Consider the following 14,756-nt stretch of genomic DNA (forward strand, 5'->3'; position numbering starts at 1 on the left):
TATGTTAGAAAAATTTAGCTTAGAAGGCAAAGTAGCCCTTGTTACAGGTTGTAAGCGCGGTATTGGTAAAGGTATTGCACTAGGTTTAGCACAGGCTGGCGCTGATATTATTGGTGTGTCTGCAAGCTTAGAGCTTGAAGGCTCAGAAGTAGAAAAAGAAGTTAAAGCCCTTGGCCGAAACTTTAAAGCCTATCAATGTGACTTTGGTGATCGTGATGCGCTTTATTCTTTTATTAATGATGTTAAAAGCGATTTTCCTAAAATTGATATTTTAGTCAATAATGCAGGTACAATCTTACGTGCACCAGCGGCTGAGCATGGAGATGATTTATGGGATAAAGTGATTGAAGTTAACTTAAATGCTCAATTTATTTTAAGCCGCGAAATAGGCAAACAAATGATAGAGCATGGCGAGGGTAAAGTTATTTTCACGGCTTCTTTGCTCACTTTTCAAGGTGGTATTACAGTACCAGGTTACGCAGCTAGTAAAGGTGCTATTGGGCAATTGGTTATGGCGCTTTCTAACGAATGGGCAGGTAAAGGCATTAATGTAAATGCCATTGCGCCAGGTTACATTGATACCGATAACACTGAAGCATTACGCAATGACAAAGAGCGTAATGCAGCCATCTTAGCGCGCATTCCACAAGGTCGATGGGGAAATCCTGAAGACTTTAAAGGGCCCGCAGTGTTCTTGGCTTCTGAGGCTGCTAGTTATGTAAACGGCGCTATTTTATTGGTTGATGGCGGATGGATGGGGAGATAGTTCAATGAACTTCCATAATAATGTAAATTTTATAAACGGTGAATATGTTGCGTCTAAAGCGAGCGGCATCATTGAAATACTAAGCCCCTCTACGGGTAAAAAAATTGGTGAAATACCAAAAGGCTGTATAGAAGATGCGCAGTATGCACTTGAGTCAGCGAATGTAGGCCAGAAAAAGTGGGCTAAATTGACAGCTCGCACACGTCAAAATATATTGCGCGTGTTTGCTAATAAAATTCGTGAAAATAAAGATATTCTTGCACCAATGCTTGTTGCAGAGCAAGGTAAATTGCTATCAGTTGCACAAATGGAAGTCGACGTAACAGCGACTTTTATTGACTATGCATGCGACCATGCACTTACTATTGAAGGCGATATTTTACCTTCAGATAACGAAGATGAAAAAATATACATTCATAAAGTGCCACGTGGCGTAGTTGTTGGTATTACTGCGTGGAATTTTCCGCTGGCATTGGCTGGTCGTAAAATTGGACCTGCGTTGATTACAGGTAACTCTATTGTATTAAAACCTACCCAAGAAACACCTTTAGCAACCACCGAGCTGGGTCGTTTAGCAAACGAAGCGGGGATTCCTGCTGGCGTGCTAAACGTTATTAATGGATCAGGGTCTGTTGTTGGCCAAGCATTGTGTGAAAGTCCAATAACTAAAATGATCACCATGACAGGCTCTACTGCGGCAGGTAAGCAAATTTATAAAACTAGCGCAGAATACATGACACCTGTAATGCTTGAACTTGGCGGTAAAGCCCCGATGGTTGTTATGGCAGATGCCGACCTTGATGAGGCTGTTGAAGGTGCGCTTTGGGGTCGCTTTGCTAACTGCGGGCAAGTATGTACCTGTGTTGAGCGTTTATATATTCAAGAGTCTGTGTACGATGCATTTATGGCTAAATTTATACCAGCTGTAAAAGCACTTCGTGTTGGGGATCCTATGAACCCAGATACACAAATGGGTCCTAAATGTAATCAACGTGAAATAGACAACATTGATCACATTGTTCAACAAAGTATTAAGCAAGGTGCAAGCATTGCCACTGGTGGTAAAGTTGCGTCTGTTGAGGGTTTCGAAGGTGGTTGTTGGTACGAACCAACGTTACTTGTAGACGTTAAGCAAGATAACATTGCAGTACACGAAGAAACTTTTGGGCCAGTACTCCCTATTGTAAAAGTTAAAGATATGGATCAAGCAATACAGTACTGTAACGACAGTATTTATGGCTTAAGCGCTTATATATTTACGCAAAACTTTTCAGATATTAATAAAGCTATTAACGAATTAGAAGTGGGTGAGGTATATATTAACCGTGGTATGGGTGAGCAGCATCAAGGTTTTCATAATGGCTGGAAACAAAGTGGCTTTGGCGGTGAAGACGGTAAGTTTGGTTTAGAGCAATATCTAGAAAAGAAAACCGTTTACTTAAAAGAAAAATAATATAATTAAACAACAATCTCCCTGGGTCGTTGATTTATAAATAACAAAGCCGATAATAAATTATCGGCTTTTTATTTTTGCTCATAAATTACTTTAAATTAATACTTATATTGCCATTAGGCTTGCAGCAGCACAGGAGTATTTCGCCTTCGCGCACAAACGCCAGTGGCTCTTCGTTATACTCAACACTACCTGACACTAACGTTGCCCTGCAGGCGCCGCAGTAACCTTCGCGGCATTGGAATGCAACGTCTATTTTCATGGATTCTAAGCACTGTAAAACAGAAGGGCAGCCAGTGGTAAATTCTATACACTGGCTGTTTTCTGCAAGCGTTATGCTTGCAGCAGACTTGTCACTCATTATAAATCAAAGTCACCAAATTCAGAGGCATCTACTTGCGAGTCGATTTGACCAACAAGGTATGAGCTAATTTCAGCTTCTTGTGGTGCTACTTGCACGTTATCAGACACTAACCATGAATTGATCCATGGGATAGGGTTACTGTTATTTTCAAACTGTGCTGGTAAGCCAATAGCGGTCATACGTGCGTTAGTAATGTACTCAACGTACTGACATAAAATATGCTTGTTTAGACCAATCATAGAACCATCTTTAAATAGGTACTCTGCCCATTCTTTTTCTTGCTCTGCGGCTTCTACAAACATTTTAATCGCTTCGTCGCGGCACTGAGCTGCAACAATTGCCATTTCTGGGTCGTCTTTACCGTCTTGCATAATATTTAAAATATGCTGAGTACCCGAAAGATGAAGTGCTTCATCACGCGCAATAAGCTTAATGATTTTAGCGTTACCTTCCATTAATTCACGCTCAGCAAACGCAAACGAACACGCAAAGCTTACATAAAAACGAATGGCTTCAAGAATATTTACCGACATCATGGCAAGGTAAAGTTTCTTTTTAAGTTCGAACAAATTAACGATCACTGTTTTGCCGTTAATTTCGTGTTTGCCTTCACCGTAAAGGTTGTAAAGCGACACTGAATTAATTAAGTCATCGTAGTATGTGGTTACAGCATCGGCACGTTCGCTTATTTTATCGTTGCTAACTATGTCATCAAAAATAAGTTCAGGGGCTTGCGTAACATTACGAATAATATGCGTGTACGAGCGGCTGTGAATCGTTTCACTAAATGCCCACGTTTCTATCCATGTTTCAAGCTCTGGTAACGATACAATAGGAAGTAGGGCAACGTTAGGTGAACGACCTTGTACGCTATCAAGCAAAGTTTGATATTTTAAGTTACTTAAAAATATATGCTTTTCGTGATCGGGTAATGCTTGAAAGTCTAAACGGTCTTTGCTTACATCTACTTCTTCAGGACGCCAAAAGAAAGACAGTTGCTTTTCGATTAACTTTTCAAAAATTGGGTATTTTTGTTGGTCATAACGAGATACGTTAACAGTTTGGCCAAAAAACATTGGCTCTAGCATTTGGTTATTATGGTTTCGGCTAAATGTAGTATAAGACATGTTTATCACTCAAAAAACTATCAGAAAAAGCGGGCTAAATGCCCGCTTAAAATAAAAATTAATAACTATATTTTACACGCGCCGCCTTCACAATCATCATCTTCCACTTCTGGAGTATCTTCTTGCATATCTGAGGCACCATCGCGAGTGTTGTGGTAGTACAAGGTTTTAACACCCAGTTTGTACGCAGTTAGTAAGTCTTTTAATAAGACTTGCATAGGTACTTTACCGCCTTCGAATTTATTTGGATCATAATTTGTGTTTGCCGATATAGTTTGGTCAACAAATTTCTGCATTATGCCCACAAGTTGTAGGTAACCATCGTTTGATGGAATATCCCATAATAACTCGTAGTTATTCTTTAAACGTTCGTACTCAGGCACTACTTGTTTCAAAATACCGTCTTTACTTGCTTTAACGCTAATGTGACCACGTGGTGGCTCAATACCATTTGTTGCGTTAGAGATTTGCGACGATGTTTCTGAAGGCATTAACGCACTTAGTGTTGAGTTACGCATGCCGTGCTCTTTAATGCTGGCACGTAATGTATCCCAATCAAGGTGAAGTGGTTCATCACAAATTTTATCTAAGTCACGTTTGTACGTATCTGTTGGCATAATGCCCTGTGAATACGTTGTTTCGTTAAACTTAGGACATGCACCACGTTCTTTAGCAAGCTCGTTTGATGCTTTCATTAGGTAGTATTGAATCGCTTCAAACGTTTTGTGAGTCAGTGCATTTGCGCTGCCATCTGAGTAACGCTTACCGTTTTTAGCTAAGTAGTATGCGTAGTTAATTACGCCTATGCCTAGTGTACGACGACCCATAGTCGCATTTTTTGCAGCCGGTACAGGGTAGTCTTGGAAATCAAGTAAGTTATCAAGTGCGCGCACTGCAAGTTCAGCTAGCTCTTCAAGCTCATCTAGTGACTCAATGGCGCCTAAGTTAAACGCAGACAGTGTACAAAGGGCAATTTCGCCTTCTTCGTCGTTTACGTTGCTTAGTGGCTTAGTTGGCAATGCAATTTCTAAACATAAGTTAGATTGGCGAATAGGCGCAACTTTAGCAATGAACGGGCTGTGTGTATTACAGTGGTCCACATTTTGTAAATAAATACGACCTGTACTTGCACGCTCTTGTGCAAACATAGAGAAAAGCTCAATGGCTTTAATACGCTTTTTACGAATAGATTCGTCTTGCTCATATTTTACGTAAAGCGCATCAAACTCTTCTTGGTCTTCAAAAAATGCGTCGTAAAGGCCTGGCACGTCTGATGGGCTAAATAACGTAATGTAATCGTCTTTAATTAAACGAGAGTACATTAATTTATTAAACTGTACGCCGTAATCAAGGTGGCGAACACGGTTGTCATCTACACCACGGTTATTTTTAAGCACAAGTAGGTTTTCTACTTCTAGGTGCCAAAGCGGGTAAAACAATGTTGCTGCGCCGCCACGTACACCACCTTGCGAACAACTTTTAACAGCTGTTTGAAAGTGCTTATAAAAAGGAATACAACCTGTGTGGTACGCTTCGCCATTACGGATGTGGCTACCTAACGCACGAATACGACCTGCGTTAATACCAATGCCCGCACGTTGTGATACGTATTTAACAATCGCAGACGATGTAGCATTAATTGAATCAAGGCTGTCGCCACACTCAATTAATACACATGAGCTAAACTGGCGAGTAGGCGTACGTACACCTGCCATAATAGGCGTAGGTAATGATATTTTAAATAACGAGACTGCATCATAAAAACGCTTAATGTAAGAAACGCGTGTTTCACGTGGGTAGTCAGAGAATAAGCTCGCAGCTACTAAAATATATAAAAACTGTGCACTTTCGTAAATCTCGCCCGATACACGGTTTTGAACAAGGTATTTACCTTCAAGCTGTTTTACAGCCGCGTAGCTAAAATTAAGATCGCGAGAATGATCGAGGTATGCATCAAGCTCGTCTAACTCTTGCTCAGTGTAATCTACAAGTAAGTGAGCGTCGTAGCGTTTATCTTCAACCATTTTTGTTACATGGTTAAATAAACGTGGTGGCTCAAATTGACCATACGCTTTTTTACGTAAATGGAATACAGCTAAACGTGCCGCTAGGTATTGGTAATCAGGCGATTCTTTTGAAATTTGATCTGCAGCAGCTTTAATAATGGTTTCGTGTATGTCTTTAGTACGAATACCGTCGTAAAACTGAATGTGTGATTTTAATTCAACTTGCGAAACCGATACGTTTTTTAAACCTTCGGCGGCCCATTCAATAACGCGATGGATCTTATCAAGATCAAGAGGCTCTTTACGCCCGTCACGTTTGCTTACAGATAACTGTTGGTTCATTTGCCTGTATTCCTTGGGAATTATGTATTTTGACCAATGGGTCATACCTCGCAATAGCAAGGTAAGTACTCATTTATTATAAGTTTCACCGTAATGGCGAATTTAATTGAATAACATTTGGCCACAATATCTGGTGTTGTTCAATTTAGAGATCACAAGATAGTGTGGTCTGAGTTGTTTTGCAAGGGACATAATTGCCCCTATATGTGGATAACTTTGGGATAACGCATTTGTGTTAGTAGACACTCACCTTCGAACAATCATTTAAGTTAGAATATGCAAAAATCAACTAATGATCTGCTAAATTTACGCATTTTAAAAATAAATTTTGACTGCTTTTTTTATCGACAAGCTTTGTGTGAAAACTAACACAATCACAATATATAGTGTTTAATAATTAACATGGCACTATATATGGTTTCAGTGCACTATCTAAGTGAGTTGTTTAGTGTTCATGGTTGAACGCTTTTATAAATAAAAAGCATAATTAGAGGGAAGATATAGAAATGGGCTAAAAGATAGCCCATTTAAATTTATACAAAGAGCATGCTGCTCAGTGTAATAATTTTAAAAATACCTATTATTACACTTTCTGATATTTCTATAGATAAACTGAACTTCAATTTTAGTTATCCTAAATCTGAGTTAGTCACTTGCTGAGAATATAAGAATAAGTTACGCTCAAACTTCCAAACTTGGGCACTTTCTTAAAACTCGAGCAAGTGTCTTTGCTAACATCATATTCAAAATTTGAGTATGGTGTTAGCCCCTCCACTTAATTGAAATATCAATCCCATCAAAGTGTTAATAAAACTCTAATGTGGTCTGAGTTGTTTTGCAAGGGACATAATTGCCCCTATTTGTGGATAACTTCGGTATAGCGTATTTGTGTTAGTAGACGCTCACACTTAAACGACCACTCAACCAAAGGCGTTTAAAAAGTAAACTAATGATCTGCTAAATTTACGCATTTTAAAAATAAATTCTGACTGCTTTTTTTATCAGCAAGCTTTGTGTGAAAACTAACACAATCACAATATATAGTGTTTAATAATTAACATAGCACTATATATGGTTAAAACCATCAATTGGGCTTAGCCAGTTAAAATTGGCTTCCCAAGCTATCGCTTCATCTTTACTTGGGATGTAACCCCAAAGTGCCGTTGCGGTATGCATACCTGCCGCTTTGCCTGCTTGTATGTCACGTTGTGCATCACCAATGTATAAACAACGGCTTGGTTCTACCTGCATAAGCTTTGCACAATGTAGCAGTGGTAGAGGTGATGGCTTCGCTTCAGCTAATGTGTCGCCACTTATTATCACACTGGCATTTTTTAATGCGGGAATAGCTGCCACTAAAGGATCGGTTAAAAACCCTGGTTTATTAGTCATGATCCCCCATTTGATCTTTTTCTGATCAAGGGCGATAAGTAACGATTCAACACCAGAGAAGCAATGCGTGTGCTTTGCTATGTTTGCAGCGTACTCGTCAACTAATTGCTTTATAAGCTCGCTTTGGGGTTGTTTAGCCCATAATTCTTTAAAACCAGCCTCTAATAATGCGCCTGCGCCGTTAGATGCTGCAGGGCGGTATACATCACTACTAACAGGTGTGATTTTATTACTAATAAGCACTGCGTTTAAAGCAGCGCCTAAATCATCAGCGGTATCGAGTAGGGTGCCGTCTAAATCAAATAAAAATGCATCGTACTCAATAAGAGGCTGTGGGGATTGAGAGCTAGCCATTAAGCTAACTTCTCAAAATAAAGTATGTAATTTACGCTAACGTCGTTATTAAGCGTATATTGCTTTGATAGTGGGTTATAAGAAAGCCCTGTACTTGCACGTACTTTTAAACCCGCTTGCTCTGCCCATGCAATAAGTTGCGCAGGTTTTATAAACTTTTTATGGTCATGTGTACCTTCAGGTACCATTTTTAATAGCTTTTCGGCGCCAACAATCGCGTATAAATATGCTTTAGGCGTTTTGTTCAGCGTTGAAAAAAACACATCTGCACCTGGCTTTGCAAGTGCTGCTACTGCATGAATGATAGAAGCTGGGTCGGGTACGTGCTCAAGCATTTCCATACACGTTATTACATCGAAACGTTCTGGGTTTTGTGATGCATACTCTTCGGCAGGTACTTTTATGTAATCTACATTTATGCCTGTCTCTAAACTATGCAATTTAGCAACAGTTAAAGGCTCTTGTCCCATATCGATACCGGTTACTTTAGCACCCATACGCGCCATGCTTTGGCTTAAAATGCCGCCGCCACAGCCAACATCGAGTGTTTCTTTATCGAATAAGCCTTGCGTTTTGTTTGCTATAAAATCTAAACGTAACGGGTTAATTTCGTGAAGAGGTTTGAATTCTCCGTCTAGGTCCCACCAACGCTCTGCGATGGCTTCAAATTTTGCTATTTCTGCGTGATCTACATTTTGATGTTCGGTCATAAAATACTTCCTCGTCAATCTGAGGCCATTATATAGGGCTAAATTGATAAATCGCAAAGTTTTGCGCCTGTAAATTGAAATTAATTGTGATAGCATGGCTGTTAGTAATAATAACAAATACTCTTAATACCCAATACCGGGTTGTTGAGAGCTGATACTGAAGGAATGTGATATCAAATGACTGATCTCGCCAATGAAATTCTGCCAGTCAATATTGAAGACGAGTTAAAAAACTCCTACTTAGATTACGCAATGAGCGTAATAGTAGGACGTGCATTACCAGACGTACGTGACGGCTTAAAACCTGTTCACCGCCGCGTTTTGTTTGCAATGAACGAGCTTAGTAATGACTGGAACAAGCCTTACAAAAAATCGGCCCGTGTGGTCGGTGACGTAATCGGTAAATACCACCCACACGGCGACAGTGCAGTTTATGACACGATAGTTCGTATGGCTCAGCCATTCTCACTACGTTATATGCTTGTAGATGGCCAAGGTAACTTCGGTTCGGTTGATGGTGATTCAGCAGCGGCAATGCGTTATACAGAAGTACGTATGGCAAAAATGTCGCATGAGTTATTAGCCGATCTTGAAAAAGAAACGGTTGATTTCGTTCCTAACTACGATGGCACAGAGTTCATCCCTGATGTTTTACCAACGAAAGTTCCTAATTTATTAGTGAATGGTTCGTCGGGTATTGCAGTAGGCATGGCTACAAACATTCCACCACATAACTTAACTGAAGTTGTGAACGGGTGCTTGGCACTTATTCAAAATCCTGATTTAACTATTTTAGAGTTAATGGATTATATCCCTGGTCCTGATTTCCCAACGGCTGCAATTATCAACGGTAAGAAGGGCATCGAACAAGCCTACTTAACTGGCCGTGGTAAAGTGTACATGCGTGCACGCGCCGACGTCGAAACCGATGAAAAAACAGGCCGTGAAACAATCATCGTTCACGAAATTCCTTATCAAGTTAACAAAGCTCGCCTAATTGAAAAAATTGCTGAGCTAGTTAAAGATAAGAAAATTGAAGGTATTAGTGCGCTACGTGATGAATCAGACAAAGACGGTATGCGTATCGTTATTGAGATCAAACGTGGTGACGTAGGCGAAGTTATTCTAAATAACTTATATTCACAAACTCAGTTACAAACTGTGTTTGGTATGAATATGGTTGCTTTAATTAATAACCAACCTAAGTGTTTTAATTTAAAAGAAATGCTTGAAGAGTTTATTATTCACCGTCGTGAAGTAGTAACTCGTCGTACCGTATTTGATTTACGCAAAGCTCGCGACCGTGCTCACACGCTAGAAGGCTTAGCGATTGCACTTGCAAACATTGACCCAATTATCGAGCTTATTCGTAAATCTCCTACACCTGCTGAAGCTAAGATTGCTTTAACAGCACGTCCGTGGGAACTAGGTCATGTACAAGGCATGCTTGAAAAAGCAGGCGAAGATAATGTTGCCCGCCCAGACTGGCTTGCTGATGATTTAGGTATTCGTGATGGTCAATATTATATTTCTGAGCAACAAGCTCAAGCAATATTAGATTTACGTTTACACAAGTTGACTGGTCTTGAACACGAAAAGATTATAAGTGAATACCAAACCTTATTAGATTTAATTGCTGATCTTTTATATATTTTGGCTACGCCTGAGCGTTTAATGGAAGTTATTCGTGACGAACTAGTAGAAATTAAAGAGCAATATGGCGATGAGCGTCGTACAGAAATTAACGCCGCAGCTCACGATATAAGCTTAGAAGATTTAATTACTGAAGAAAACGTTGTAGTAACGCTTTCTCACGAAGGTTATGTGAAGTATCAGGCATTGTCTGATTACGAAGCGCAGCGTCGTGGTGGTAAAGGTAAGTCAGCAACGAAGATGAAAGATGAAGATTTCATCGAGCGTCTGTTAGTTGCAAATACACACGATACTATATTGTGTTTCTCTACGGCCGGTCGTTTATATTGGCTTAAAGTGTATCAGTTACCATTAGCAAGTCGTGCAGCGCGCGGTAAGCCAATCGTTAACTTGTTACCACTTGAAGCTGATGAGCGCATTACTGCTATATTGCCAGTACGCGAGTACGCAGAAGATAAATATATCTTTATGGCAACTGCATTCGGTACAGTTAAGAAAACACCATTAACGGCTTATAGTCGTCAACGTGCAAGCGGTATTATTGCTGTTAACTTAAATGATGGCGATAGCTTGATTGGTGTTGATATTACCGATGGTAGCAACGAAATTATGTTGTTCACTGATGCAGGTAAAGTTGTACGCTTCAAAGAAGCTGAAGAAACTACCGTTGTTGATGAAAACGGTAACCCAGTATTAGACGAAGAAGGTAACCCTGAGATTCGCTTCAAAGGTGTTCGCCCAATGGGTCGTACTGCTACAGGTGTTCGTGGTATTAAAATGCCAGACGAGCAACGTGTTGTCTCGTTAATTGTTCCAAAAACTGACGGTGCTATTTTAACGGTAACTGAAAATGGTTACGGTAAGCGTACACAGCTTGAAGATTACCCATCTAAGAGTCGTGCAACACAAGGTGTTGTATCAATCAAGGTGAGTGAACGCAACGGTGCTGTTGTTGGTGCTGTTCAAGTTGACGACAACGATGAAATAATGATTATTTCTAATCGTGGTACCTTAGTACGAACTCGCGTTAATGAAGTTTCTACGGTTGGACGTAACACGCAAGGTGTTATTTTGATCAGAACTATTGACGGAGAGCAAGTAGTTGGTTTACAACGTATAGAAGAGATTGAAGTTACAGAAAGTGACTTAATTGATATCGATGACGTTGAAACAGTTGATACGGTTATTGAAGAAGTAGTGGATGACAATCCTCCTTCTGAATAATTGAAATTGAAAAAGCGGCTAAGGCCGCTTTTTTTAATCTTGTTGAAAAAAATTAATAGGGTGTGAAATTATATTCATTCATTAAAGGTTTAGTGAGTTGGTATTATACGTTCATGCTTAGTAGTTAAATTACTGGAATGAGGCAAAGGTAATGAGTAAATATAATTTTTGTGCGGGGCCCGCTATGCTTCCGCAAGCGGTGATGAAAAAAGCGCAAAAAGAGTTCCTAGATTGGCAAGATCTAGGTGTTTCTGTGATGGAAATAAGCCATCGTAGTAAAGAGTTTTTAGCGCTTACTGCCAAATGTGAAGCAAGCTTACGCCGCCTAATGAATATTAGTGATGAGTTTGAAGTGCTGTTTATGCATGGTGGTGGTCGTGGTCAGTTTAGTGCTGTGCCTTTAAATTTACACCAAGAAGGTAAAACCGCTTTTTATTGCGAAAATGGCGTATGGTCAAAAAGCGCGAGAGATGAAGCGAGTAAATTCACTCAAACGACTTTTACTGATGTACGTAATGATGCTGATGGCGAGTTTTCTATTAAAGCGGTAGCTGACTGGGATTTACCAGCAGATGCAGCGTACATCCACTATTGCCCTAACGAAACCGTTGATGGCTTAGAGATTTTTGATGTACCTAGCCACCCAACAGCACCAATTGTTGCCGATATGTCGTCAACTATTTTATCGCGCGAAATAGACGTTAATAAATTTGATTTAATTTATGCCGGCGCACAAAAGAATATTGGTCCATCGGGTATATCAATCGTTATTGTGCGTAAAACATTATTAGAGCGTGAAGGCTTACCAAAACCCGGTATTTTAGATTACGCACTTGAAGCAAAGCAGGGCAGTATGTTTAATACCCCACCTACCTTTGCTTGGTATTTAGCGGCTGAAGTATTTGAATGGCTTGAAAGCAATGGTGGGGTAAAAGCCATGGAAGCACAAAATATTGCTAAAGCAAATTTACTGTATGATTTTATCGATAACTCAGATTTTTATTCAAATATAGTCGCTAAACACTGCCGCTCACGCATGAATGTTCCATTTTGGTTAAACGATGAAAGCTTAAATAGCAAATTTGTTGCTCAATCAAACGAGGCCGGTTTACTTGCACTTGAAGGTCACAGAATTGTGGGCGGTATGCGCGCAAGTATTTATAACGCTATGCCTCTTGAAGGTGTTCAAGCACTTGTAGATTTTATGGATGCATTTGCAAAGGAGCACAGCTAATGGAGCAGCTCCGTTTAGAACCTATTTCTAAAGTAAATGGCACGGTAACCCTACCAGGTTCAAAGAGTCTATCGAACAGAATTTTATTATTAGCAGCACTGGCAAACGGTACCACCGTTGTAGAAAACTTACTTGATAGTGACGATATACGCCATATGCTGGGTGCTTTAAAGTTATTAGGTGTAAATGTAACTTTAAATGATGAACACACTGTAGCGACCGTAGAGGGAGTTGGTGGTGTGTTTAATACACCTACTGAGCCCTTGTTTTTAGGTAATGCAGGTACTGCTTACAGACCTTTAACGGCTGTACTTGCTGCCGTTAAAGGTGAGTACGAGCTAATAGGCGAGCCGCGTATGGAAGAGCGCCCAATAGGGCACTTAGTTGATGCTCTACAAACGCTGGGTGGCGATGTTACCTATACAAAACATAAAGATTATCCACCTTTAAAAATCGTAGGCGGCCAAATCAACGGCGGTGAAGTTGAAATTGACGGCAGTATTTCAAGCCAATTTTTAACGGCTCTATTAATGGCAGCGCCATTATTTAGCGGTGATACAACGATAACGATTAAGGGGACTTTAGTATCTAAACCTTATATTGATATTACGCTTAATGTAATGGCACGTTTTGGTGTTAATGTTGAACACAGTGATTATGCAACTTTCAAAGTTAAAGGTGGTCAACAGTATCAATCACTCGATCGAATTATGGTTGAAGGCGATGCATCTTCTGCTTCTTACTTTGTTGCTGCGGCTGCAATTGCTGGCGGCGAGATTGAAATTAAAGGTGTTGGCGCTAAATCGGTTCAAGGTGATATAGGCTTTGCTAAAGTAATGGAGCAAGTAGGCGCTAAAATTGATTGGTATGATGAGCGTTTAGTTGTTCGTAAAGGCGAGCTTAATGGCGTAGATATAGATGCGAATGCAATTCCTGATGCAGCAATGACACTGGCAACAGTTGCTTTGTTTGCTAAAGGTAAAACCGCTATTCGTAATATTTATAACTGGCGCGTTAAAGAAACAGACCGTTTGTACGCAATGGCAACTGAGCTTAGAAAAGTAGGCGCTGAAGTTGTAGAAGGGCATGACTTTATAGAAATTACACCGCCTAAACACTTCAACGATGTAGCAATAGACACTTACGACGATCACCGTATAGCTATGTGTTTTGCTATGGTTGCCGTAGGCGGAAAGCCAATAACGATTAATGATCCAAAGTGTACTTATAAAACATTTCCTACATTTTTCAATGTTTTAGCATCAGTCAGTGAATAAGTTATTTAGAAGTAATTACAAAAGTTACACACTAATAGCAGATATATTTTAATAACTGACGTATAATGTCGCGGTTTATTTAGGTGTGCATTGCAGGAGGTTTTAAATGCAGGCGTTATTAATGCCCGTGATCACCGTTGATGGCCCAAGTGGTTCAGGTAAAGGAACTGTTTGTCGCTTGTTAGCCGACAAGTTGGGGTGGGATGTACTAGATAGTGGTGCGATTTATCGCGTTTTATCTTTAGCTGCACTTCATCACCAAATTGCATTAGACAATGAAGAAGGGCTTGTCCCTCTTGCTGCAAATTTAGATGTGCAGTTTTTGGTAGATAGCCAAACTAATGCAGGAAAAGTTATTTTAGAAGGCGAAGATGTAACGACTACTATTCGTAATGAAGAAGTAGGCGCTGCAGCGTCAAAGGTTGCAGCATTACCTCGCGTTCGTGAAGCATTATTACGCCGCCAGCGTGCATTTCGCACTGAAAATGGCTTAATCGCCGATGGTCGTGATATGGGCACTGTGATTTTTCAAGATGCACCGTTAAAAATATATTTAACAGCAAGCGCAGAAGAGCGAGCTCGCAGACGTTTTGTTGAGTTGAATACGCGCGGTCTTGATGTTACACTAAGTGGTCTATTACAGGACATTCAAGCTCGAGATGAGCGCGATATGAATCGTGCCGTTGCTCCGCTTGTACCTGCAGAGGATGCTATTGAGATCGATACTAGCGAACTTAATGCACAGCAAGTGTTTGATAAAGTAATAACTTTATTAGATATTGCTATCTCTGAAGGTAAGCTTCCTAAACGAAGCTAAAACACATTTTATGCGCCAGCAGGATGCCAGTGCTATT

11 protein-coding genes are annotated in these 14,756 nt (G+C 40.1%); 6 read left to right on the top strand and 5 right to left on the bottom strand.

Annotated elements, in window-relative coordinates:
• Position 1: 1 nt before the first annotated feature.
• Both I6F66_RS02185 and aldA read left to right on the top strand, forming a co-directional pair.
• Positions 2-766 carry a 2,5-didehydro-3-deoxy-L-galactonate 5-reductase gene (locus I6F66_RS02185; protein ID WP_033016439.1) on the top strand — a complete coding sequence of 255 codons (765 nt, stop codon included), beginning with the start codon at positions 2-4 and terminating at the stop codon, positions 764-766.
• Between the two features lie 4 nt (positions 767-770).
• Positions 771-2,219: an aldehyde dehydrogenase gene (aldA, locus tag I6F66_RS02190; RefSeq protein WP_197208611.1), complete on the top strand. Its 1,449-nt coding sequence runs from the start codon at positions 771-773 to the stop codon at positions 2,217-2,219.
• Between the two features lie 88 nt (positions 2,220-2,307).
• Here aldA and yfaE read toward each other — a convergent pair whose 3' ends face one another.
• The 5 genes from yfaE to ubiG all read right to left on the bottom strand — a co-directional run bounded on the left by yfaE (position 2,308) and on the right by ubiG (position 8,514).
• Complete coding sequence (yfaE, locus tag I6F66_RS02195) at positions 2,308-2,580, bottom strand: class I ribonucleotide reductase maintenance protein YfaE (protein WP_197208613.1); 273 nt, start codon at positions 2,578-2,580, stop codon at positions 2,308-2,310.
• Entirely contained in the window at positions 2,580-3,710 is a 1,131-nt protein-coding gene (gene nrdB, locus I6F66_RS02200) for a class Ia ribonucleoside-diphosphate reductase subunit beta (RefSeq protein ID WP_165727486.1), read from the bottom strand. Before nrdB ends, yfaE begins: the two co-directional genes overlap by 1 nt.
• Before the next feature lie 65 nt (positions 3,711-3,775).
• On the bottom strand, positions 3,776-6,058 hold the full coding sequence (nrdA, locus tag I6F66_RS02205; RefSeq protein WP_165739716.1) for a class 1a ribonucleoside-diphosphate reductase subunit alpha: 2,283 nt from the start codon (positions 6,056-6,058) through the stop codon (positions 3,776-3,778).
• A 1,065-nt stretch (positions 6,059-7,123) separates the two neighbouring features.
• Positions 7,124-7,804 (bottom strand): HAD family hydrolase, encoded by a 681-nt coding sequence (locus I6F66_RS02210; RefSeq protein WP_197181116.1) that lies wholly within the window; start codon positions 7,802-7,804, stop codon positions 7,124-7,126.
• Positions 7,804-8,514, bottom strand: coding sequence for a bifunctional 2-polyprenyl-6-hydroxyphenol methylase/3-demethylubiquinol 3-O-methyltransferase UbiG (gene ubiG / locus I6F66_RS02215; protein ID WP_197208614.1), 711 nt, complete (start codon positions 8,512-8,514; stop codon positions 7,804-7,806). Before ubiG ends, I6F66_RS02210 begins: the two co-directional genes overlap by 1 nt.
• A gap of 177 nt (positions 8,515-8,691) precedes the next feature.
• On the opposite strand from ubiG, the gene gyrA reads away from it, so the two are divergent.
• The 4 genes from gyrA to cmk all read left to right on the top strand — a co-directional run bounded on the left by gyrA (position 8,692) and on the right by cmk (position 14,719).
• On the top strand, positions 8,692-11,391 hold the full coding sequence (gyrA, locus tag I6F66_RS02220) for a DNA topoisomerase (ATP-hydrolyzing) subunit A (RefSeq protein WP_197175224.1): 2,700 nt from the start codon (positions 8,692-8,694) through the stop codon (positions 11,389-11,391).
• Between the two features lie 151 nt (positions 11,392-11,542).
• A complete protein-coding gene (serC, locus tag I6F66_RS02225; protein ID WP_197208616.1) occupies positions 11,543-12,625 on the top strand; it encodes a 3-phosphoserine/phosphohydroxythreonine transaminase in 1,083 nt (360 codons plus the stop codon).
• Entirely contained in the window at positions 12,625-13,902 is a 1,278-nt protein-coding gene (gene aroA / locus I6F66_RS02230; RefSeq protein ID WP_197208617.1) for a 3-phosphoshikimate 1-carboxyvinyltransferase, read from the top strand. Before serC ends, aroA begins: the two co-directional genes overlap by 1 nt.
• A 106-nt stretch (positions 13,903-14,008) precedes the next feature.
• Positions 14,009-14,719 carry a (d)CMP kinase gene (gene cmk, locus I6F66_RS02235; protein ID WP_197208619.1) on the top strand — a complete coding sequence of 237 codons (711 nt, stop codon included), beginning with the start codon at positions 14,009-14,011 and terminating at the stop codon, positions 14,717-14,719.
• Positions 14,720-14,756: the final 37 nt, after the last annotated feature.

The organism is Pseudoalteromonas sp. NZS100_1 (assembly GCF_015864285.1).
Classification (GTDB): Bacteria; Pseudomonadota; Gammaproteobacteria; order Enterobacterales; family Alteromonadaceae; genus Pseudoalteromonas; species Pseudoalteromonas arctica.